This window comes from Neobacillus sp. SAB-20_R2A, from assembly GCF_049568635.1.
GTDB lineage: Bacteria > Bacillota > Bacilli > Bacillales > Cytobacillaceae > Neobacillus > Neobacillus citreus.
The window spans coordinates 5,592,912-5,615,832 of record NZ_CP145895.1; the positions used below are offsets into that span (position 1 = coordinate 5,592,912).

General features: G+C 40.1%; 18 protein-coding genes and 1 pseudogene. 8 read left to right on the top strand and 11 right to left on the bottom strand.

Going from position 1 to position 22,921, the window contains the following annotated elements; all coding sequences use genetic code 11:
• Positions 1-522 precede the first annotated feature (522 nt).
• Positions 523-858, bottom strand: coding sequence for a hypothetical protein (locus tag V5M37_RS27345; RefSeq protein WP_423800020.1), 336 nt, complete (start codon positions 856-858; stop codon positions 523-525).
• Between the two features lie 334 nt (positions 859-1,192).
• Here V5M37_RS27345 and V5M37_RS27350 point away from each other — a divergent pair, with 334 nt between their 5' ends.
• Positions 1,193-2,587, top strand: coding sequence for a restriction endonuclease (locus V5M37_RS27350; RefSeq protein WP_423800021.1), 1,395 nt, complete (start codon positions 1,193-1,195; stop codon positions 2,585-2,587).
• A 577-nt stretch (positions 2,588-3,164) separates the two neighbouring features.
• On the opposite strand, the gene V5M37_RS27355 is transcribed toward V5M37_RS27350, so the two are convergent.
• Complete coding sequence (locus tag V5M37_RS27355) at positions 3,165-3,908, bottom strand: hypothetical protein (RefSeq protein ID WP_423800022.1); 744 nt, start codon at positions 3,906-3,908, stop codon at positions 3,165-3,167.
• A 618-nt stretch (positions 3,909-4,526) separates the two neighbouring features.
• Positions 4,527-5,306 carry a class I SAM-dependent methyltransferase gene (locus V5M37_RS27360; RefSeq protein WP_423800023.1) on the bottom strand — a complete coding sequence of 260 codons (780 nt, stop codon included), beginning with the start codon at positions 5,304-5,306 and terminating at the stop codon, positions 4,527-4,529.
• Between the two features lie 116 nt (positions 5,307-5,422).
• On the opposite strand from V5M37_RS27360, the gene V5M37_RS27365 reads away from it, so the two are divergent.
• Entirely contained in the window at positions 5,423-6,364 is a 942-nt protein-coding gene (locus tag V5M37_RS27365) for a LysR family transcriptional regulator (protein ID WP_423800024.1), read from the top strand.
• 1,206 nt (positions 6,365-7,570) lie between these two features.
• Positions 7,571-8,098, top strand: coding sequence for an NUDIX hydrolase (locus V5M37_RS27370; protein WP_423800025.1), 528 nt, complete (start codon positions 7,571-7,573; stop codon positions 8,096-8,098).
• A 91-nt stretch (positions 8,099-8,189) separates the two neighbouring features.
• Here the strand turns inward: V5M37_RS27370 and V5M37_RS27375 are convergent, their stop codons facing one another.
• Positions 8,190-8,648 (bottom strand): PTS sugar transporter subunit IIA, encoded by a 459-nt coding sequence (locus V5M37_RS27375; RefSeq protein WP_423800026.1) that lies wholly within the window; start codon positions 8,646-8,648, stop codon positions 8,190-8,192.
• A gap of 74 nt (positions 8,649-8,722) precedes the next feature.
• Complete coding sequence (locus V5M37_RS27380; protein WP_423800027.1) at positions 8,723-10,081, bottom strand: 6-phospho-alpha-glucosidase; 1,359 nt, start codon at positions 10,079-10,081, stop codon at positions 8,723-8,725.
• A gap of 160 nt (positions 10,082-10,241) precedes the next feature.
• Between V5M37_RS27380 and V5M37_RS27385 the strand changes: the two genes are divergently transcribed.
• Positions 10,242-11,039, top strand: a complete 798-nt coding sequence (locus V5M37_RS27385; RefSeq protein WP_423800028.1) for a MurR/RpiR family transcriptional regulator — start codon at positions 10,242-10,244, stop codon at positions 11,037-11,039.
• A gap of 173 nt (positions 11,040-11,212) precedes the next feature.
• Positions 11,213-12,769: a PTS transporter subunit EIIC gene (locus V5M37_RS27390; RefSeq protein WP_423800029.1), complete on the top strand. Its 1,557-nt coding sequence runs from the start codon at positions 11,213-11,215 to the stop codon at positions 12,767-12,769.
• 452 nt (positions 12,770-13,221) lie between these two features.
• On the opposite strand, the gene V5M37_RS27395 is transcribed toward V5M37_RS27390, so the two are convergent.
• Positions 13,222-14,628: an amidase gene (locus V5M37_RS27395; protein ID WP_423800030.1), complete on the bottom strand. Its 1,407-nt coding sequence runs from the start codon at positions 14,626-14,628 to the stop codon at positions 13,222-13,224.
• A 34-nt stretch (positions 14,629-14,662) separates the two neighbouring features.
• Positions 14,663-14,806, bottom strand: a pseudogene (locus V5M37_RS27400) (MFS transporter); the annotation flags it as partial.
• A 666-nt stretch (positions 14,807-15,472) separates the two neighbouring features.
• On the opposite strand from V5M37_RS27400, the gene V5M37_RS27405 reads away from it, so the two are divergent.
• From V5M37_RS27405 to dnaB, 3 genes are all read left to right on the top strand, one after another.
• A complete protein-coding gene (locus tag V5M37_RS27405) occupies positions 15,473-16,309 on the top strand; it encodes a conserved phage C-terminal domain-containing protein (RefSeq protein WP_423800031.1) in 837 nt (278 codons plus the stop codon).
• On the top strand, positions 16,296-16,625 hold the full coding sequence (locus V5M37_RS27410; RefSeq protein ID WP_423800032.1) for a replicative helicase loader/inhibitor: 330 nt from the start codon (positions 16,296-16,298) through the stop codon (positions 16,623-16,625). Before V5M37_RS27405 ends, V5M37_RS27410 begins: the two co-directional genes overlap by 14 nt.
• Positions 16,626-17,294: 669 nt before the next feature.
• Positions 17,295-18,614, top strand: a complete 1,320-nt coding sequence (dnaB, locus tag V5M37_RS27415; protein ID WP_423800033.1) for a replicative DNA helicase — start codon at positions 17,295-17,297, stop codon at positions 18,612-18,614.
• 244 nt (positions 18,615-18,858) lie between these two features.
• Here dnaB and V5M37_RS27420 read toward each other — a convergent pair whose 3' ends face one another.
• The 4 genes from V5M37_RS27420 to V5M37_RS27435 form a co-directional block, all read right to left on the bottom strand.
• Entirely contained in the window at positions 18,859-19,014 is a 156-nt protein-coding gene (locus V5M37_RS27420) for a hypothetical protein (protein ID WP_423800034.1), read from the bottom strand.
• A 274-nt stretch (positions 19,015-19,288) separates the two neighbouring features.
• Positions 19,289-20,383 (bottom strand): Ger(x)C family spore germination protein, encoded by a 1,095-nt coding sequence (locus tag V5M37_RS27425; RefSeq protein ID WP_423800035.1) that lies wholly within the window; start codon positions 20,381-20,383, stop codon positions 19,289-19,291.
• Complete coding sequence (locus V5M37_RS27430; protein WP_423800036.1) at positions 20,380-21,474, bottom strand: GerAB/ArcD/ProY family transporter; 1,095 nt, start codon at positions 21,472-21,474, stop codon at positions 20,380-20,382. Before V5M37_RS27430 ends, V5M37_RS27425 begins: the two co-directional genes overlap by 4 nt.
• Complete coding sequence (locus V5M37_RS27435; protein WP_423800037.1) at positions 21,475-22,839, bottom strand: spore germination protein; 1,365 nt, start codon at positions 22,837-22,839, stop codon at positions 21,475-21,477.
• Positions 22,840-22,921: the final 82 nt, after the last annotated feature.

The window sequence follows — 22,921 nt, forward strand, 5'->3', positions numbered from 1 at the left end:
TATCCTCCTGGAATAATTTAATTATTCAGAATAATAACATATTTAGTGTTCCTAATAAACTATAAATCTGTAAAGTTTTGATAATAATGGATAAATAGAGCTAAATACCTATCCTGATAGAGTAATTGCAGAAGAAAAAAGTTTACAATCATGTCTTTTGTCGGACATCTTAACCTGTACAAACATTTAAACAACAACTCGATCATTCCATCGGATTAAAGAAGTTCCCCGAGTAGACCACCAATCTAGGCATTTCACGAACAAAAAAATAGGGCTATGCCCTTCGCACAACCCTCACACTTTAATACTTTAACTTCAAAGGAAATAAAAGCATCTTCAGGCATAGACAACTGCTTTCCAGTACTTGACCTTTTAATTAGTTTTGTCGAATCTCCTCTAAGAATGGTATATCCCGCCTCTCTTAATAATTGGAATCCTCAACAATCTACATACACTTCTAATAAAAAGCAAAATACCACCCAATCCCTCTGATGCTTCTAGAAGGCGGGTGGTACATTTGCTTTATAGAACAAACAATAAATGATCATACCCTGTCCAAATATGTTCCACTCCTAGCTTGACATACTCCCACATCGTATTCAGCCATCTTGGAATGGTGATTTCCATTGTAATGGTCCCTGAAGCTACACTTGCCACATGACCAGATACAGAACTGTAATCTTTGTTAAAAACCTTCTCCACTACCTTATCGCCTATATGTATAGTCGTAAGGTTTTGATGAAGAGCGTCAAACTGATCAAAAAAGATCTTGTAATCTATTTCATATGTATCAACGGGCTCCGAAAATACATAATTCAGATCAAGGAGTACAGTTGATGCATCCTTTTGTTCGGCCATGGATATTCCCTTAATGCTAGGTCTGCAGTTTCTCCATTGTTAGCTACAGTTAGGAATTCATGGATGAAAGGCTTGAGGTCTCGTCCATCCAGCTTACCTCCGGTTTAGAAGCTTCATTTTGGGATGCTTCGCCTATAACAAACCCTCTTTTCGATTGAGCATCTACCCATTGAGCTACTTCGCTTGGATCAAGGTATAATTGGTAGTCGATGGTCAAGTGTTCTGGTGGTTTCGGGAGGTGGCAGCACCATCCCCTTACTTTTTATCATAATTTGGGAGGAGAGAATTTTTCAATCCTTTCAATGAATATATATAATAAAATAGGAGGAGAGATATGAGAACATCTATAGGCAAGGTAAATTGTAATTTCAAAGATTGTGAATTAGTTTTACAGGATTATACAGTTGAACTATACGTTGAACACGGTACAGATTTTGAATTTAATTTAGATGAAAACGCAGAATACTCAATTAAAATGGATTATGATGACTATATGCCATCAATTTATGTTGTTAAATCTCATACGAATGAAACAGTGATTACGTTGTCCGCATTTTACGATGATAGGGCAGGCAGGGGTGTACATTTACCCTTTGATAAAGAAAATATTTTAAAAAAAGTTAATACACATATTAATACATTAAATGGGTATTACAAAAAAAGATTGGATGACTATAAAAGAGAAACTGATAGAAAAAGAAATATGTTTCGTGAAGAAATTATAAAAAAGGTAAATGATTGTAAGACCGATAGTATGGTAAGGACCATAATCTATAACTTTATTACTTTAAATCAGCCTATGCTTATTTTGGAACAAGACGAGTACTTTCAAAAGTTTGAATTAATGATTTGCGAAAATTTTAGTATAGGAAAGTATTTGCTCCAAATACACGAAATATATGGGGATAATTGGTGGTTGCTTAAAAGATTAGAAGTTGGGGATCAACAAGATAAAATGACTGAATATTATTACATCTTTGAAAAACTAGTACAGATTATAAAAAAGAGAGAAATCCTTATTTCTGATGATGAAGCGTTTTATTATACATGGATACTTTTTAATGAAGAGGTTTGTCATTATTATTTCAATCAATTTAATGATCAATATGGTTCTTATTTTTCAAATGTTGAAGTACTCTCACTACAAGAGTGTATAGAAATATACTCAACAATTGAAATGCTTGATATGAAATCAATTGAAAATGAATGTATGTTTACATACTATCTAATGTACTTAAAAAAATTTGATGAAGGAAGAAATTATTTAACTTGCCGTAATATAGTGGTTAAGAAAATTTCAGAAAAAATTCAAGAAAAAGAAATGGATGATTTTGAAGCATTACTATTAAAAACACCTAAGTCCAAAAAAATAGTAATGGATGATGTGGATTTAATGTCCGGGCATGAATTTGAATCTTTTGTATCCGAACTCTTCTGTAAGATGGGGTACAATGCTACAGTGACCAAGGGATCAGGAGATCAAGGTATAGATGTATTAGCTGAAAAAAATAATGTAAAATACGGCATTCAAACTAAGTGTTATTCAGGTAGTGTATCAAATAAGGCCATCCAGGAAGTAGTGGCTGGGTTAAGTTATTATAAGCTTCACAAGGGTATAGTTGTGACTAATAGTTATTTTACTGAATCAGCAAGAGAGTTAGCACGTTCAAATAACATCATTCTATGGGATAGAAGCATGCTAAAAGAAAAAATTTCCGAATGGTTTTAGTCTATTGTGAAGCTGACAATTAATTTTTGATCATAAGGAGCCTTGAAAGAGGTCTCCTTGATTTATTTTTACAAGCAAAAGTGGGGTAACGACTAATGGTGACGGTGACTAGGCACCGTCACTACATTCTATCAATTTTTTTTACAAAATTCGGGTGGTCTGCGACTCCTTGTTAAACTACCCTCGTTACTTTAAGTACAATCCTTCACAATGTTTGTTTTTCATAGTGGAAATTAAAAATCATTGGGATGACGGCAAGAGATGCCACTATTTATAGCCGGAGGCTCAGTGTAAAGGATGCCTCCGAAATGAGTCGGTAAAAAGGGTTTCACCTCGCCCTTGACGGTGTCGAGTGTCCTTCTGATAGACGATAAATCTAATCTATTGATACATATACACAAAGATAGAAGGTGCATCAGATTAACGATTTATTGCTGATACTATAGATAAGGGAAGGTTGCTTCAATAAGGAAAAAGCAATTCTTCCTAAAATAATCGCCTCATTTCAAATGCCTTTTTCAATTCAGCCTCTGCTAGAACTCTTCTAGCCCTCTTGACATCTTCCCCAATTTTTAGGTTAATCAGAGTGCCCCGGAACAAAGGTGGAAACGATGTGCGAGACTATTGGACCGTATGTGTTTTGCTTGTCGGATGGATAAGTGATCACAATGCTAAAGCTGATTCCGTCATTAAGCATCGTCTTTTTGTATACAGTAGTGCTCCCCTCCTGGTAGGAAAGAACAAACCAATTGTCTCCTGTTTTTTGGTACAATATCGTTCCATTTACTTCCTGAATTGCCCAGTCCTTTTCAGTCTGAAGGGGATTATCCTCAACCGCATGCGCACCAGAGGAAGTAATTTGGCATATCCCGTCAGAAAACTCCCTTCCGTCGTTGTTGGTAGGTTCTAGACCCATCTGAAAGGTATCGGGGTATTGAATGCTATAGCCGAAACGTGAGTTTGTATAGGTTTTAAATTGGGTTTCTGGCTCTTGAGCCTTTGCTGATTGTTCCATTTTTATATGATTCAATAGGTCTTTTGCAAGCTTGTTTTCAGCAGTAAGAAACTGTTTTCCATTAGTGGAATTAATAATGGTCTCCAAAACTTTCTCAGCTTTGGCATACTGTTTTTGGTCGTTCAAAAGCTGAACACTCATTAGGTCGGTCTGGACGCGATTAGACTCTTCCAACTGGGATACTCTTGTTTTCACACTTTGTATATCCTTTGTCTCTGCAACGCTTGAAGATTTGCTGCACCCCGCAGTGATTATTAATAGCAGCAATGTACATACCACCAACTTGGCATGAATGATTTTAGTCATTTTCCCCCTCATTTCTTTTTTTGCTGGTAGGATTGTTTATTCGTTATTGAGAATTTGAAATCCTGCATACTTTAGACTTTTTACTCTTCTTAGTACAGGCTAAATAGTAAAAGTAGTAAACTAATCTTATTTAACAAAACTGCCCGTTTGTTTATGTGGAAATACTCATAATATTCACTCCCCTCTTCAACATAAATATCCTGGTAGGAAGTGCTAATCTGTCTTTCATTCATTGGTATACTTTTTGTCATTCAGCGGTAGAAACTATGTCAATGTTGGTACATTTCATTGGCTGTATCAGTATTCTAAAAAAATCCTCAAATGTATTGCGATATAGGCTTATTGTGGATTAAACAGGACCTTAACTTCATACCGTGACTCAAAGAAACTTTGGTATATCAAGGAATATCTAGTGTAATCTCTCTTAAAAATTAAAAGAAGCTTAAGGATTTAATAATCCCTTAAGCTTTTTTTAATAGATCATATTTAACCTGACTGTCAGGCCATCAACGCACCAGTTTCCGCTCATGGTCCGCTAGCCTAGCCTTGGCAATTCCCCTTATCCTGTAAATTTGTTACTAAACTTGATGGCTATGGGGTCTGCTGCCCCCCCAATTCTCAATCCACTCTAACCCCATGCAACAATACCGCTTTCAGGCAAAAATCCTGCGGCTCCCCCTCCTCATCAAAGGAAATTTGAAATGTTTCCCTGCATAATGGCGTGGCGTTCTCGAGCATCGAGATAATTTCCTTTTGTGCTTCAGCTGGTGTACCTGCCCTTTCAATCCAGCTGGCATATTCAAGGGGCAAATTCCACTTTAATTGCTCCGAATAATGTAATGAGTTTTCAGCAAACATTTCCCGCCATTCAGAAAGGGAGCTTTCTCGTACTTGTGAGGGATCGCGGAGCTTATTTACTTTGTTGATGAACTGATCGAGCCTCTTGTCCTCCGGGGCGTAATGATCAACAAGTAAGAAATGTCCACCCTTCTTCAGAACACGAGAAATTTCTTTCACCGCTTTTCGTACATTTGGAAAGTGATGAGCTGCATATCGGCAGGTAACGATATCAAACGTTGCATCAGGAAAAGGGAGAGTTTCGGCGTCTGCCTGCTGGAACGTTACATTTTCACAACCACGTTCCTTCGCATAATCAATCGCCACCTTCACCATTTCTTCCGTGATGTCGACTCCAATGCAATTTTTAACGGACGGTGCAAAGGCGAGCGCAGTATGCCCGGCAGCTGTGCCTATATCGAGTACGTTTTCCTTGCCTGTTAACTTTACAGCTTTCACCATTACGTCCAGTTCCTGGCCTGCGGCAAACAGCTTCTCGTCCCGGTATTTCTCGGGATTTTTTGCAAACTGTTGCTGGACCGTATTTTTCGCATCTGCCATCGTTCATTCCCCCTAAAATTAACCTGTTCTTACATGTATATTATCGATTAGACACGTATTCGTCTAAGATATATAATCTATGAAAGTCATAGATTTAAACTATGGAGTTGGTATGGATGGAGATACGCTTATTACAATATGCAGTGGAGATCTATCGAAAAAATAGTTTTACAAAAGCAGCCGACAGCTTACATATCGCCCAGCCGTCGCTGAGCCAGCAAATCCAAAAGCTTGAAAAGGAAATCGGTGTCCGTTTATTTTCACGCGGACAAGGAAGAGTCATTCCAACCCCAGAAGGCATCCGTTTCATTGAGAAAGCGCAACAGATCTTAAGGCAGCACGACGACCTTTTGCGTGAGATGCGCGAAAATAATGAGGGCATCGGATCTGAATTAACAATAGGCGCGCCAGCCGTCACAGGCGGTCACGTGCTGCCATTGCTAATAAAAAACTTTTTGAAGCGATACCCGCAAATCAAGGTGCGTCTCATTGAGGAATCAACCGAGGAGTTGGAAAATCTAACAATTCGAGGTATTGTTGACCTGTCGGTTTTACCTTTACCTATAGAAAATAACCAACTGGCCACTCGTCTGATGCTAACAGAACCATTGCTGCTAGCGGTTCCACGGGAAGAAAAAGACTGGATGTCGGAACAAATTCGCCATTTCGTTAGTTCTGTAGATGAAAATGACCAAGTCACGGAGGGAACAGTTCCTTTGGCAGAGTTGTCCTGCTCACCGTTTGTAGTATTAAAACAGGGATATGGCTTTCGGCGAATTGTATTGGATCTCTGTGCTGACAGCGGATTTCAACCGCAAATTGATTTCGAAACTAGCAATATCGAGACGGCTCAATCTCTCGTCGCTTCCGGATTGGGCGTGACAATTATTCCAAAGATGGTAATGCGGCAGAATGCAAATTTTAATCCGTTGTATATTCCGCTTCAATCACACCCGACTCGAACAGTGGTATTTGCTTATCTGAAAGAGCGATACTTAAGTCTGGCGGCAAGGGCATTTATGGATGTTTATGAAACTAATGGGAAGAGTATTTTATAGGGGAAATTAATTAAGTAACTAGCAGAAGTAAAATAAGCGAATATTTTTCGGCTAAATGCAGAATGGAGTTCGTTTTGAGGTAAATAAGGGAATATTTTCCGACTATGCAAAGCAAAATCCTCCATTTTTAGGACTTCGAGTAAAATAGGCGAAATTTCTTCGTCTATTTAAGCCATTTTCATTGCCTTTCACTAATTAAGCGAATTTTCTCCGTCTATTTTATTCTATTTTCAACGATATTCACGAATTAAGCGAAAATTTTACGTCTATTAATGGTATCGTTACCCGAACCTAGGTTTCTAACAATTATTCTGTTAGTACGCACACGAAAACGCATCTGAAATTACAACGAGAAAAAAGAATTATCAGCATGTCAAATTAAATGGAAATTTGTTTGCATTTTAACTCCAAAGAAATACCTTGTACTCTGTTCGTCCATCATTACCTACCTATCAACCAGGTTTCTGAAAGTTTGGTCGTATTCATTGGTCATATCGTTTACTTGATCTAGAATTCTTCGTCATTATCACATTAGTATAAATCAACCAAATTAGGAAATTAAGTGGCCGGCACCTACCGATGGATTTCAACAAATTGTTGCCCCTGTGCAACCTAAAAAAACGTTTATGTAAACTGATTGAAAGTCTTGCCGCTGGCGGACTTTTTCTTCCACTTACACAAAAATGCTTGTCGGTCAGACAAACGTTTGATTAAAAGCTAAAAAACTATCAATTTTATAACCTTCTACGCTCGATTTCGGTAAATAATTTGTCATTTAACCAAACGATTGTTTAGTATCTGCCTAAACCTTGTCAGAAACTGCCTTAATATTGATTTTGGCAGTAGAAGTATGTCGAAATCTAATACGGATCGTATCTGTCACTGCTTCCTTATTCCTACTTTAATTCCTTCGATATCGGATTGTTCACGCAGATTTCTCCTTTCTGATTCGTATTTTAAAAGGATCCCTCCCCAATGTTTAAATCCAGCTGCTTTTCTTAATGGAATCCGGCTTTTCAATTTTGATTAGCTGCTCCTCCTTCCGTCCCCTCTCCGCGGGAATAACCACTTTCCCAGCCCAATGCCTAAAAATGATGCAAAAGAACCGTCCCCATGCCTCATTTGATTATCCTATCTTAAAAAAATGTTTTTCTAATGGAATCCATGTAAAATGAGGATAATGATTAAAAACATGAGGTGAATAATATGTCTTGGAAGATTAAAAGTTCTACAAATGAAAAGGTAGACCGTTTTGAGTTAACAATGGATCAGATCGTTCTCCCAAACGGGGAGGAAAAGACGTTCTCCTATATAGATTTTGCTAAAGGTGTGTGTATCCTCCCGATTACAGACAACAATGAAATCGTCTGTATTAAGCAATATCGCCACGCCATGAAAAGCTGGCAATGGGAGCTGCCGGCGGGAATGATTGACGATCACGACCCTACTCCTCTGGAAACGGCAAAAAGGGAATTAGAAGAAGAAACGGGCTACAAGGGTGAGCACTGGCTCGATTTAGGAAGCTTCTACCCTTCCCCGGGTTCTACAAGTGAGGAGATTCATTTATTTGCAGCAGCAGGGTTAACAACAACGGAGCAAAACCTGGAAAGCAGCGAACAAATTGAAGTACATAAAATCTCGATGAAAGATTTAAATAACCTAATTAAATCTGGAGAATTCAAGCACGGTGCCGGGCTGGCTGCTGTGTTGCGATATAAGCTAATTGTGGATTAAACGGGAAGAACTAAAAAACAGATTGGCCAGCCAATATAAAATATTCCTGACGCAAAAAGACCAAGCAAGATTAAATGCTTGGTCTCCTAATTTAACAAACAATCAAAGCTCCTTGTTCATCAAGAACCACTTTTTCATGATTATTCAAATTAGTAATGACGACTGTTGTTATGATGGAAGGCACTTTATCTTTTATTGCTGCAAAATCAACTTCCAATAATTTTTCGCCTTTTCTTATTTTCTGTCCATCCGTTACAAAGGATGTAAATCCCTCACCCTTTAAATTCACGGTCTCCAACCCCACATGGATTAAGATTTCTTTCCCATTCGTATCCCTTAGACTAACCGCATGTTTTGTAGGAAAAACATTCATTACTTGTCCGTCTATTGGGGATACCACTGTTCCATTGGCAGGATTAACTGCAAAGCCATCTCCCAGCATTTTTTGTGAAAAAACTGGATCTGGGACACTTTCTAATGGTAGAATTTCTCCTTCAAGAGGACTTTGTATCATTATTTGCTTGTGTTTTTGACTTCTTTTAAAAAACATAATAACTCTCCCCTCGCGTTTCTAAAAAGAATGGGAAGGCACTTCCGCCATCCCATTAGCCTGATCAAACCTTTTTATTTCGCTAATTCTAATTCTTTTTCTGCCTTCTTTAATTCAGGGAAAAAGTCACCGTTTGCTTCAATCAAGGCATCAAGAACCTGTCGAGCTTGTAAACCTGAAACAACGGTCCGGTTCAACGTTAAGGCTTGAAGCGCCTTTTCGTATGAATTTTCAAGGTAGGCTTCCACCGTAAGCTGTTCGTAAGCATTTTGACCTTCAATTAGTCCTTTATGGAAGGTTGGGATTTTCCCAATGGCAAATGGTTTTGGACCATTAATCGTTAAAGCAGCAGGCACTTCTACCATGGCATCATTTGGAAGGTTTTCAATAATCCCGTTATTTTCCAAAATAACAATAAACGTTTTACCCTGGTTATAGGCAATCGATTCAGCAACGATGATGATAAACTCTCCATGAGCATCATTAACAACAACATTTGAATCTTGTGATGTCCCTGCTTCAGCCACACGACGGCATTCTTCAAAGACACGCTTTTCCCTTCCGGCCATAACTTCATTTGCCCGGGTGAATTCAGGATTTAATTTCTTTAATACTTTATCTGGATACAAATAATATTGTAAGTAAGTATTTGGCAAGTATCCTGGAAAATCGCGAACAATTTGTTCAACCATTGCATACGTTTCCAGCCATGATTTGTCACGCTGTTCATAATCCGCCGGCAGGAACCCTCGAGAAAGGATCATCTCTTCCAATACAGGCACATAGTCTTTTCCATCTTTATCATATAAATGCTCAAACCAGCCAAAGTGATTTAAACCGTAATAGACTGGTTCAAAATCGCGTGGGCTCATTCCACCTAGTAATCTTCCATAAGAGCGGAGCAAATTCTCTGGCTGATCACAGATATTTAAGATCCGCTTATCCTCTGGGAATAATTTTTGCAGGGCAATCGCCACGATTGCTGCTGGATTGGTATAGTTCAGAATCCATGCTTTATCTGTCTTCGCACGAACATTTTCCACAATGTCTACCATGTCTTTAATGGAGCGCAATCCATAGGAGAATCCGCCAGGGCCGCACGTTTCTTGTCCAATAATCCCCATACTTAACGGAATTTTCTCATCCTTTTCCCGCATAGCATATCCGCCGGTACGGATTTGGCAAAAAACAAAATCCAAATCATCGAGATATGCCTCTTCTTTATCTGTAGTATAATAAAAATCAAGTTCAGGATATTTTTCATTAAATAAAACCTTTGCATATTCACCAATCACAGCTTGGCGCTCTGCATTATTGTCAAGCATGACAAGGCGGTTAATGGGGAATTGCTCTTTACGATTAACCAAGCTTGTTAATAATCCTGGAGTCCAAGTACTTCCGCCGCCAACAATCAGTACATTAAATTTTTTCATTTATGATAACCTCCAATGATAAGATTAGAAATCTTTGGTGTTACTTTCTGTGAACATCATAAACCCATTTTTCTTTGACTCTCGAAAAGTTTCAAAATGTGAAATAAGGTTGCTTTTTATTCATTTTTGAGTAAAATAAAAAAATTTTGAGGTGTACCTGATGTATAGATTTTGGATCAGACTTCTTAGCTTTATCGAAAACTGCGAAGATCGTTCATCAACGGAGGCAAATATTGCCGATTTCATCCTGAAAAACGCAAAGATTTTCCCTGAAATGTCTATCTATGATGTGGCCGAACAATGTCATACATCACCAGCATCAATCAGCCGTTTTTGTAAAAGAATAGGAGACATTAGTTTTAAAGATTTGAAAAATGCTTGCATTGACTATAATGAAATGATTGAAAATGAAATGGATTTCGAAGTTGCTAAAGAGGATGAGGAAATTTTCTCTGTTCCGTCATACTTTGACCAAATTATAAAGTCTTTAAAAGAAACGGAACAATTAATCGAGCTGGCATCGATTCAAAATGCACTAACCTTAATTAAACACTCGAATAAGATTGCCTTTTTTGGAGCTACCTATTCTCAAATTGTCGCTAAGAACGCACAAATAAAATTTACTCGATTGCAAAAATACTGCTCCTCCTTTAGTACGGAGGAAAGTCAAATGGAGGAGGCAAAGTCTTTATCAAAAGAAGATTTAGCATTCATTATCTCCTTTTCCGGCTCAACGAAGCATATTCAGAGGGTTAGCAAAGTCTTAAATCAAAAAAGGATTAAAACCGTCATCTTAACCTCTGATGAACATGCCGAGATTTGCAAAAATGCGGAAGTAGTTTTAAAAGTAAGTAAAATCAAAAATGAACATTTTAACTCACCTGTCATACAGGAATATGCTATGCACAGTATCATCAATGTACTTTACTTAACGTATGCCAAACAGCTGCTGAAATAGGCAAATGAAAAGATTATACAAAAATTAACCTAAATAGGAAATCAGTTGTTTAAAAGTTTCACAAAATGAAACTTTTCCTGTTTCCTTTTTGGCACATGTTACGATGGTGGCAGAAAGCGATTACAGATGACCCGGGACTGATAGTAATCGCAAATGTCTAAGAGGTGATATGGATGGGCAAAAAGCAGTTGTTCTCTTCTTTTCAACAGCTCGGTAAAGTTTTAATGACACCTGTCATGATTCTGCCAATTGCAGGGATTATGATGGGGATTGGGTCCGCTTTTACAAGTACAGCGGTCCAACAAGCAATTCCCTTTTTAACCAATGAAGTTGTTGTCATGATCCTAAAACTAATTAAAGATGCAGGAAATGTTGTATTTGATAATTTACCAGTGATTTTTGCCATATCAATTGCCATCGGATATGCCAAGAAAGAAAAAGGTATAGCAGCGCTGTCTGCATTTCTTGGCTATTTAGCCTTTAATAAGATTATGGGCAGTTTACTCATTAGCCTTGGACAGTTAGATCCAGCTAATCTATTAACCGGACAAAAGGCGATATTAGGTATTCCCGCACTTGATACTGGAGTATTCGGCGGAATTATCATGGGTTTTATTGTCGTATGGCTTCACAATCGCTATTATAATATTTCTTTACCGCCAATTTTTTCGATCTTTAACGGAACCAGATTTATCCCTGTTGTTTCGATTTTGTCCTCAATCGTAATGGGTGTGGCTGCTGCATTTATCTGGCCATCTTTCCAAGCTGTTTTAATCCATCTTTCTGATTTGATTAAAGGAACAGGTGCAGCAGGAAGCTTTATTTACGGTTTTACGGAACGATCTTTGCTTCCGTTTGGGTTGCATCATTTCGTCTACCTTCCATTCTTTTTCACGAGTCTTGGCGGGTCCATGGTGATCGATGGAAAAACGGTAGAAGGCGCCATCAATATTTACCAAGCGATGCTTTCTTCTAAAGATGCACTGTTTAACATTGACGTTACTCGTTTCGCTATGAATGGTAAGGTACTCTTTGCAATGTTTGGTTTGCCAGCAGCAGGACTAGCCATCTATCATACTGCGAAACCAGAAAATAAAAAACGGGTAGGCACATTAATGATTGCTTCCATTATTCCTTGTATCTTTATGGGTATTACGGAACCAATCGAATTTGCTTTCCTATTTGCTGCACCGCTTCTATTTGGAATCCATGCTATCTTTGCTGGATTTGCCTACATGCTAGCGTATATATTTGAAATTAACATTCCGGGTTCGAGTGCATTCGGCGGACCATTTATTAGTTTTATCTTTAACGGAGTCCTGCAAGGGGCAAAAGGTTCTAACTTCATTTGGGTTCCAATTCTCGGTATCCCTTATTTCGTGGCTTACTATTTCTCTTTTCGTTTTGCGATTCAAAAGTTTAATTTAAAAACACCAGGACGTGAAGAAGAAACGGTCGAAGAAGCCATCGGCGGGCAATTTTCACAAAATGATTTAATTTATGATATTATCGAGGCATTAGGCGGCAAGGACAATATCCTCAATGTAGATGCCTGCTTTACCAGATTGCGTGTAAAAGTGAAGGACAAGACAAAAGTTGCGGATTTGACACATTGGAAGAAGCTTGGAGCTAATGGATTTATCATGGTAAGTGACGGCGTTCAAGTTATCTACGGTCCAAAAGCTGATGTATATAAGACAAGCATCCGTGAAGTTCTTGGGGTGGCTTAATTAAGCAATAGGGTATGATTTCTATAAAAAATAGATATAAAGATTGTTAAAAATTAGGTTAACGGATTCGGCTTTAGAGTACAAAAATAAAAGGTTCAAATCACATATGATTTGAACCTTTTATTTTTGGATTTAATTTTATAAAACGAAAAAAACAACCTTATTTTATTGAAAAAGGAACCTTGGCTTATCCCTGAATAAGTGCTTGTCTGATAACTTGCCTCTGCTTTCTTTGATAGTTTTAAGATTAGGATACACAGATTGAGGCTATTTTAAGGGCGAGCAATATAAAAAGCAGTATGGAATACAAATCCCTTTCGGGATGTAGTCGGTCTTAAAAAATGCAATCCCTAACCAAGTGTACTAATGAGGCTCGAGAGTTGTTTTCCCTATTGCGTGTTAAAGATAAGTTCTTCCTTATTCCTAAGAGCGTAATGCACTCCTCATTTTCCCTAAATTGAAGCAAGAGAACCGTCCCCATGCTTCGAGAAATGGCCCTTATTCAATGTTTGTTCTAAGGCATACCCAAATTGATATAATTCGGCTTCATGACCATGTTTTCCGATTAGTTGGACACCGATTGGCAGTTTACTAGATGATAGTCCACAAGGAATTGATAACGATGGATTGCCTGTATAATTTGTTGGGGACGTTAACCTTAGCAATGCGTGGCGGACCGCCTCGGTTTGATTTCGTATCACAACATCACGCTGCCCAATATTCGTTGGTAGAATTGGCAGGGTCGGTGTCAATAAGATATCAGCTTTGTCAAAGACTTGATTAAACTCTGCAATGATTTGCTTCCTTTCAATTTGCGATTCAACATATTCAAAGCCTTTGACTGCTTGACTTGCTACTAATCTTTCATAAACTTCATCGTCAATATCATCTTTGTGGTGAATTAAAGTATCAACATGGACAGCCGCCGCTTCTGATTGAATCGTCACAAGCTGGGCCTTTGCCACTTTAGCCAAATTAGGAATATCGACTTTCATGATGACTGCTCCAGCCTGCTCAAAAATTTGAATACATTTCATGACCGCGTCATGTACTTCTTCATCAATCCATTCAAAATAACTAGAAGGGATGCCAATCACTTTCCCTTTAACGTCATGACCGATTAGACTGGAATAGTCCCTGCCTTCAATATGTAACGAATAGGGATCCTCTGCATCATAGCCAGCGAGTACGTTCAGCATCAATGCATTATCCCTCACATTTGTGGTCATAGGACCAACATGATCAAGCGTATAGGCTAAAGGAAAAGCTCCTCTTTTGCTTACCAAACCAAAGGTTGGTTTCATTCCAACTATTCCGCAGGCAGCTGCTGGAATCCGAATGGAACCACCTGTATCCGACCCTAAAGCACCCATAACCATCCCCGAAGCTACGGCTGCACCCGATCCGCTGCTAGAACCGCCAGTAATTTTATCTAAATTATGCGGGTTACGGCATGGACCAAAATAAGAACGATCGCCAATCGGGCCATAGGCAAATTCATGTGTATTCGTTTTCCCAATAATAATAGCTCCTGCATCCCTTAATTTTTGGACGACTGTTGCATCAACATCCGGGACAAATTGCTCATACACTTTCGAGCCCATCGTTGTACGAACCCCTTTTGTAAAAATTAAATCTTTAACAGCGATGGGGATGCCATGAAGCGGACTTCTTATTTCCCCTGCGATTAACTCTTTCTCTAATTCTCTTGCAGCCTGCAATGATTCTTTTTCGCAAACGGTAATAAAGGCATTATTCTTCGGGTTTTCTTCCGAGATTTTGTCTAACGTTTTCTTGACTAATTCAACAGGGGACAATTCTTTATTTTTAATCAATATGGAGGTAGAAACAATATCCACTATGCACCCATCCTTTTTAACTCAATTTTACTTGCCGTTGACCTGGTTTAACAAAGAACATAGCTGACATTCCAGCTACCGCCGCACTCGCCGCTGTTACAAACATCGAAGAGCAGCCAAAGCTAACAACTAAGAATCCGGTTAACATTGGTGCGATAATGGTGGCATTTAAAAGGAAAAGAAGATCAACAACCGTCCGTCCACCCTCACAATATTCAGTCGCAACTCTATTCTACCATTTTCCATTTATAAAGATTTCTATCTATCTTGGAAAAAATTCGGGTGGTGACAGGCATCCTTCCTTTATTTATTGAAAAAGGAACCTTGGGTTATCCCTGAATAAGTGCTTGTCTGATAACTTGCCTATGCTTTCTTTGATAGTTTGAGATTAGAATACACAGATTGAGGCATTTTTTTTGGCGAGCAATAAAAAAGCAGTATGGAATACAAATCCCTTTCGGGATGTAGTCGGTCATTAAAAAATGAGACCCCCGTATACCAAATGCACGAATGAGACTCGAGAGTTTTTTTCTGCCGCGTGTCAAAGATAAGTTCTTCCTTGTTCCTAAAAGCGTAATGCCCTCCGTCATTTTCCCAAAAATGAAGCACTAGAACCGTCCCCATGCTTCAATTTAAAAACTATCAAATTGGTACGAAATTCACGAAAACCCCTTTATCATTTCCGATTTGGAGTCAAAAATCGCATTTTCCTACCCAAATTCGCTCCAAATTGGAAATGAGGCAATTCGACTAATTCTACCAAACCCGATATCTTAAGGGTGAAGCACGGGGACGGTTCTTGTGCCTCAAAATGGGGTTCACACCACACTGGAGGAAAAAATCGATGACGAAATTACTGTTGAACGAAGCGCCCATCATGATCATCCCTTCACTCGCTGTCAAAATGGGTCTGAACGAAGCCATCGTGCTTCAGCAGATTCACTATTGGATCCAGACTAGTTCCCATGTGATTGAGGGACAGAAATGGATTTACAACTCCTATAAGGAGTGGCAGAAACAAATGCCCTTCTGGTCGGAGAGTACCATTAAACGAACCATCCGCTCACTCGAAGAACAGGGTTTCCTGATCTCGTCCAATTGGAACAAGCTAAAACTCGATAAAACCAAATGGTACACAATCGATTATCAACTGCTGGAATCCCTGGGGGAAGGTCCCGCCATCGCCGACACTACACCCACAACACAGGTACAAGCTGACCTCTTCACAACTTCTGGCCAACCGTCGGTTCAGACTGACCTGTCTGAGAGTCCAGACTGGACCACAGAAGAAATCAACCTGACCCAAGCAATACCAGAGAATACTTCAGAGACTACCACAGAGAAAAAACCTATTGTCGACATCGTCGACTACCTCAACGCCAAAACCGATGCTAACTACAAATCAGGAACAAAGAAAACAAACCAGCTGATTCAAGCAAGATTACGAGAAGGCTTTACCGTGGAGGACTTTAAGAAGGTCATCGACTTAAAGACAGCCGAATGGCTCGATGATCCACATATGAGTACATACCTGAGACCGGCAACACTGTTTGGAACCAAATTTGAATCCTATCTCAACCAAAAGTCGCAAGCGAATCCCCTCTTTGAAAAACGAAGGGGCCAAACCGCCACCACCCGAACCCTTAACGAGGAGGATTTCGATCTCAATGATGAAGCGTGAAACGTTTGAGTTATTAAAGGCAATCAACACTTTCTACGACCAATTTATTGTCAATCAGGAAAAGGTGAATCTATGGCATGAAGTGCTCAAAGGCTATGCTTACGACATCGTGCAGGAAAGACTGTTTTCGTTTGTCAAAGAATCACCCTATCCACCCAAAATCGCCGACCTGCTGCCAAAGTCTTCCGGCGCCATGACCGTCCCTAATACCAGTGAGACCAGAGTCATCATGGCCGCCAGGCATAAGCTGGCGAGCGAAGAAGTGATCCAGCGGGAACTGGCCAACATGCGGGCCATTCTGGGAATTCAGAGATAGCGTAAACAGCACACGTCATGGTCCCGGTCCATCTCATGTCGGGACGTACTTCCCTTTATTAAAAATAAGGCCCTTTTCTAAAAGATTGTTGCTTTCTGAATAAAATAGCCTTTCTATGCGCCCCAACACCTGGAAAAATTGGTCGTTCGGTCGCATATAGCCTTTCTATGCGCCCCAACACTTGGTAAAATTGGCCGTTCGGTCGCATATAGCCTTTCTATGCGCCCCAACACTTGGTAAAATTGGCCATTCGGTCGCATATAGCCTTTCTATGCGCCCCGACACTTGGTAAAATTGGCCGTTCGGTCGCATATAGCCTTTCTATGCGCCCCGACACTTGGTAAAATTGGCCGTTCGGTCGCATATAGCCTTTCTATGCGCCCCAACACTCGGAAAAATTGGCCGTTCGGTCGCATATAGCCTTTCTATGCGCCCCAACGCTTGGAAAAAAAGCCGTTCGGTCGCATATAGCCTTTCTATGCGCCCCAACGCTTGGAAAAATTAGCCGTCGGTCGCATAAAAGCAAAACAACAATATTTACGAAAACAACACAAGACGGACGCGCAAGGGTTCCCTTTCGGGAACTGGAATTACTACTCCCTTCAAGCTTATCAATATTACAAAAAATGATGCACGAGAACCGTCCCCATGCATCAAGGAGGCACAATTATGATAAATCAAATACAAACACAAGAACCGTCATGCTTTAGTCAGGAGGTGGAGGAGGCTTTCGTGGGGGCATTGTTTCTGGACAGCGGGCTGGTGAAGGAGGCGGCGATTCTGCCGGAGCAGCTTTATTTTCCGCAGCTGAGGCTGATTTATTCGGCGATTCGCAGCCTGGATGAGAAGGGAAAGCCGATTGATTATGTATCAATGATTGACGAGCTCGGCGTTGACAATCTGCAATGGATTGGCGGGGTTAGCTATTTGAATCGACTGGCCGGGAGCGTGCCGACCACCGCCAACTTTCCCTTTTATCAGCAAGCCGTCAAGGAATATGCGCAAAAGCGAAAAACGATTCACATTGCCTCGCGCCTCATCGAGCAGGCAAACGGAAAAGACATCCGAAAGACGATCCACACCGGGATTCAAGAGCTAATGGCGATCGATGACCAGCTTACCGACGAAGACACCGGCAGCATCACCCCGTCTTTGGTGGATTTGTTCATGGATTGTGAAAAAGATTTGGGTGAGATCGTCGGCATTCCTTCCGGCTTCCCTAATCTCGATATACTCACTGGCGGCTTCCAGGAATCCGACCTAATCATCATTGGAGCCCGTCCGAGCATGGGAAAAACAGCCTTCGCCCTGAATGTCGCGCTGCATGCAGCCAAACAGGACCTCAGCCTGATTTTCTCCCTAGAGATGTCCAAAAAGCAGCTGCTAAAACGGATGGCGGGATTCACCGGCTTGATCGACAGCCGGAAAATGAAAAACCCGAAGAAGGAATTTCAAGAGGAAGATTGGCAGCATTTTACCGATACCATCGGGGCCCTGTCCAAACTGAATCTCCATATTTTTGACAAAGCCGGAATGGATATCCCCTATATTTGGTCCAAGGTTCGCAAAGCACGACGGGAATACGGCCAAGAGCAGCGAATCCTCGTCGTCATCGATTACCTCCAGCTAATTGAGGGCGACCGAAGCTTCCGACAAAACCGCCAGGCCGAAATCAATGAAATCTCACGGGCCCTGAAAACCATGGCGCGAGAACTGAACGTAACCGTCATCGCCCTGTCCCAGCTGAGCCGAGGCGTCGAAAGCCGCCACGACAAGCATCCCGTTCTCTCCGACCTGCGTGAAAGCGGGCAAATCGAGCAGGATGCCGACCTGATCGCCTTCCTATATCGCGATGATTACTACACCAAAGACTCAGCGTACCGGAACAAAATCGAAGTCATACTCGCCAAGCACCGCAATGGCCCCACCGGCACCATTGAACTTGACTTCCAAAGAGAATATGGCCTGTTCACCCATTTGGAAACATAACGAGGACGAAGATCGAAGGTCGAAAATCGAAGAGCAAAGGGCTTTTTTTAAAAAGGAACTCAGGCTGGCGGCTGAACCTGGCTAGTCCTGTACACAGGTTGGCATTCATGACCGATTGTCCCCGCAAGAAATAAAGACAGCCGCACGATTCATGTTGCCAGGAGGAAAAGAGGGTTTCGTGTCCCGCTTTCATCCCTTGCGGGATTCCCTCCTTTCTCAACTGGTAAGCCTTCGGCAGCTAAGGCTAGTCTTTGAATTTTTTCTTGTCAAGGTTCTCGTTCGGGACAATCGTCCACTCGTTTCCGTTTTGAATAACGGTATGCCCCGGGTAGGCCTGTTCAAACATTTCTCTGATCGATGCGTCACTCAGGGTATTCCTGGAGAGTTGTTCAAGCGACATACTTTCTTCTTTCTCCACCTGCCTGCTTAACTGGTGGTCTCGCTTTTTTGAGAGTCAGCCATACTCACTTCGATCAAGCCATAGGAGGGAAAATAGACAAAGCTTTTCTTTTCGCCAATACGCATGAAGATCACGCTCCTTTACCACATACAATTAAACAAACTAAGTTATTCTCCTTGTGACAAATTTGGTAATCATGATACGTGGGACATGCAAAATAGCCCCTCTACGGCTCATCTTTTAATAATTTTTCAAATAACACCTATTCTAAAAATCAATACATTGCCCCAGTCCCCTTAAGCTTTACATCCGTTTTCACCTTAAATTCCAGATTAGAATAGATCGCCTTCCACTGGCTTATGTTATTATTTGTTATCCCATATTTGGCCTGATACTTTAGCCCAAGTCCTAGTGGGTCAACCTCTAATTCTTGAAGATGAATAAGAAACTCCTTTACCCTTGAGCTAATTTGGCTAGCAGCCTTCTTTTCATATTTTGCAAGATCACTCCGTCTATGAAGGGTCATTTCTGATTCCTCAACAATACCATGAATCTTAATATAAAGAAGAACATAAGGTTTCCCCTTTTTCGGGACAATTATTTTCCATTTCGTATCTGTGTGTTCGGCATTTACAAAAAGTCGCTCATTCCTCTTCCCAACGTTGATTAAGTTTGTTTTCTCATTGTTCAGAAGCTCATTTAACAATCTAGTTTCATTTGGATTTAACTCGGCTTTCATCTTTTTCTCTTTAAATACCACGGCTTTATTAATTCTAAAGGACCCTTTTATGGGCTCGATAATTGGTAAATACGGGTCAATCCCATCTTCTCTAAGTCTCATATAATAGTCATTAAGAATATCAGACATTACATATGGTGAATTATTAGTTACTTCATTAAATGCTAAAATAAGGGCGTTTGCAGGCAATCTCTCTGATTTCACCTTCCAAGATAGCACTTTTTCTGCCGACGGCTTTCCAACAGCTACATATGAAATCCCTTGTATATCAGGGCGCTTTATAAACCATTTGATTACGGCTAATTGATCATGCTGCAAAATATCTTCATTTAAAATAATCACCCTGCAATGGCCGAAGTCTAATTTTTTATCCACCATTGACTGGATGATCCGAATAGCTTCGGGAATAGAATTAGACTCTTTTTTAATAATTTGAAACCTCGATTTTCCAGGCTCGACCTGAGCCGAAGGAATCGCTAATTTCATTATGACACGGTAGGGGTTTTTTTCATCTTGTGTTAAATCCACTCCGATGGCAACCACAAAGAAACGTTTATCTAGATCGTTAAATTGACAGCCAGATAGGAAAAATGAGGTAAGGACCACTATCAGTGCAAACTGTTTCCTCACGTCTTCCGCCTCCTCGATAAGAAAAATACCAAGGCTACCAACATTATCTCGGCAGGAAAGCGAATGTTTAGCCACGTCTTTACAATATAGAAAAATTCCCGTTGATTTGTAAGGGATTGGAGGATAATCGTACAAAGCCCAATACTTATCAGGAATACATATTTATAGATCTTTTTCCTACCGTTCCTTTTCATATTTTTCCCTTCAATTATTCCCTCTAAAAGCTTTAGTCCAACATGCCATGTTATAATCCCGAACACTAAAATGAGAAGCAGATACAAGCACAGGATTAAATATAGCACCCTTTCAATGAAGCCAAATTCCATCCTTAAAGAGTCACTTATGAAGATCCAAGGAAATACCACATCGTTTACACCATCGACGCCCAGAAAAGCGATTGGTATAAAAAATGTGCAAATTATCACTAGAAACCCTATGATGGGAAGAATCCATATAAACTTTAAAACTTTTTTTGAATTGATAAAACGATTCATAATAACCAAATTTATGTACCCAATAAATACATAGGTAGCCGCAGCGATAGAGCTATAGCTAGGAAATTGCCAAATGTTATGGAGCATTCTAAAAATATGCTCCCAATAAAAGTATTTGCTGCTAAAAGCCTTGAATAAAATAAACGCCACTAATGGTGCAGCAGGGAGAACAACAATTTCAACTAAGAAAAGAATGGAGTCCGTTTTTTTTAAAGCACCAAATATGACAATAATAAGTAAAAAGGCAAGAATGACCCCCAGACTCATATCCGGGCTGATATATAGCTTAATGACATAGCTGTAAGAAATTAAGGCAAATGACCCAGCAGCTATCCACATTAAGGCCAAAAAGGCTAAATAGGGGTTACGAATAAAAGCCGGAACCCTTTCAAGGAGGAAAATTTCAGGGAGGCCCTTTTGTGGATACTTACCCATAGCAAAAGTAAATATGATCACCAATAAGCCTCCGATAAAAACACTTAGAATCATAGACATAATCGTGCCGTCAAACCGCTTTTGAATTAAAACAGCTGGCACATTTACCATGATGTTTATCATCATTGTCAAGATGACGATATAGTAGAAATGACGAATCAACTATTCATGACCCTCCTTTGGACTCTCGCTTATAGTTTCAATCTTATCCGAAGAGCCCCAATACAAAGATAAAAAGGGTGTTCCAAAGCTTCGCATATCAACTAAAACACATATCGTCACAATGATGCCTGCCACCAGCCCAACAATTCCGAAGAAGGATGCTGCAAGAATTAAGGGATAGCGAATGCACCGAATGGCAAAGCTCATAGCGTTAATCGGGATCGTGAAATTGGCAATGGCCACAAATGCCGTAATAATAATCATAATTGAACTGACAAGCTCTGCCTGTTGGGCGGCCTGGCCAAGAATTAGTCCCCCCACCGTTGTCGCTGTTGGCCCGATTGCCTTTGGCAGCCTTATACTTGCTTCCACCAACATTTCCACTACCAGCATCATAAAAAGAACTTCGTAGAAAGATGGATAAGGCACCCCTGCCCTGCTTCCAGCAATGGTTAAGGTAAGCTGTGATCGCAGTATTTCAGGATTATACGATGTTATTGCGATATATAAAGCAGGCAATGCCAGTGTAATAATCAATGCAGCATAACGAATAGTAAGCATGAGTTTCTTAATCCAATAAGCATGGTACAGATCATCCATTGAAGACATAAAATCAAAGAAAACAGCTGGAAGACTTACGGCAAAAGGCGTTCCGTGTATCACGATGACAATTTTCCCTTGTGAAAGATTGAGTATAGCCCGATCGGGTCGTTCTGAAATCATCGTGGTCGGAAATAAGCTAATCTTTCTTCCCGTTAGAGCATTATTTAATTGACCGGCAGCTTGAATAACATCCATATCTATTTCACTTAAACGCTTCTTTAACTTTTTTAGGACAGTAAAATCCACATAATCGATATCATAAAGAAGGGCGATTCTCGTCTTGGATAAAGACCCGACCTCTTGGTATTCTACTTTTATCTTGCTGCTTGGGTATCGTTTTCGAATAAAGGTGATATTTTGATCCAAATCCTGCGAGAATGCTTTTTGAGGTCCTTGAACGGACATCTCTACCGACGAATCCTGAGCCTCAGTATTGAATTCTTTTTGAGCCTTATAAGAATAAACAGAACCCGAAATAAAAATTAAGACACACCCATCAATGACTAAAGACTGTAGGTCCTCACCGTTCTGAATGTCATTACCAGATGGTAACGACAAAAGGTGCAAAAGAAATTTCGATTCTTTCTCACACATCATTAAAGGTTGGATTATATCAGTCTTAATTTTCTGACTGTCACATAGGCTTTGCAGATACACCAAAGAAATTTCCTGATTAAAATATTCAAAGGAGTGCGTTATTAAATCTTTTGTTTCTTGCAACTGGAGCTTCAGGTTTCTAATTGTTTTATTTTGACCCTTCATATAACTCACCTTTTAGTGTGGGGAATATTAATAGTATGAGTTATAAACGGTTTTCCATTCACACTGGGGATTGACGGATAAT

Coding starts and splice junctions, on each gene's coding strand:
- V5M37_RS27345 (WP_423800020.1), bottom strand. CDS start 858: ATGGCCGAACAAAAGGATGCATCAACTGTACTCCTTGATCTGAATTAT.
- V5M37_RS27350 (WP_423800021.1), top strand. CDS start 1,193: ATGAGAACATCTATAGGCAAGGTAAATTGTAATTTCAAAGATTGTGAA.
- V5M37_RS27355 (WP_423800022.1), bottom strand. CDS start 3,908: ATGACTAAAATCATTCATGCCAAGTTGGTGGTATGTACATTGCTGCTA.
- V5M37_RS27360 (WP_423800023.1), bottom strand. CDS start 5,306: ATGGCAGATGCGAAAAATACGGTCCAGCAACAGTTTGCAAAAAATCCC.
- V5M37_RS27365 (WP_423800024.1), top strand. CDS start 5,423: ATGGAGATACGCTTATTACAATATGCAGTGGAGATCTATCGAAAAAAT.
- V5M37_RS27370 (WP_423800025.1), top strand. CDS start 7,571: ATGTCTTGGAAGATTAAAAGTTCTACAAATGAAAAGGTAGACCGTTTT.
- V5M37_RS27375 (WP_423800026.1), bottom strand. CDS start 8,648: ATGTTTTTTAAAAGAAGTCAAAAACACAAGCAAATAATGATACAAAGT.
- V5M37_RS27380 (WP_423800027.1), bottom strand. CDS start 10,081: ATGAAAAAATTTAATGTACTGATTGTTGGCGGCGGAAGTACTTGGACT.
- V5M37_RS27385 (WP_423800028.1), top strand. CDS start 10,242: ATGTATAGATTTTGGATCAGACTTCTTAGCTTTATCGAAAACTGCGAA.
- V5M37_RS27390 (WP_423800029.1), top strand. CDS start 11,213: ATGGGCAAAAAGCAGTTGTTCTCTTCTTTTCAACAGCTCGGTAAAGTT.
- V5M37_RS27405 (WP_423800031.1), top strand. CDS start 15,473: ATGACGAAATTACTGTTGAACGAAGCGCCCATCATGATCATCCCTTCA.
- V5M37_RS27410 (WP_423800032.1), top strand. CDS start 16,296: ATGATGAAGCGTGAAACGTTTGAGTTATTAAAGGCAATCAACACTTTC.
- dnaB (WP_423800033.1), top strand. CDS start 17,295: ATGATAAATCAAATACAAACACAAGAACCGTCATGCTTTAGTCAGGAG.
- V5M37_RS27420 (WP_423800034.1), bottom strand. CDS start 19,014: ATGTCGCTTGAACAACTCTCCAGGAATACCCTGAGTGACGCATCGATC.
- V5M37_RS27435 (WP_423800037.1), bottom strand. CDS start 22,839: ATGAAGGGTCAAAATAAAACAATTAGAAACCTGAAGCTCCAGTTGCAA.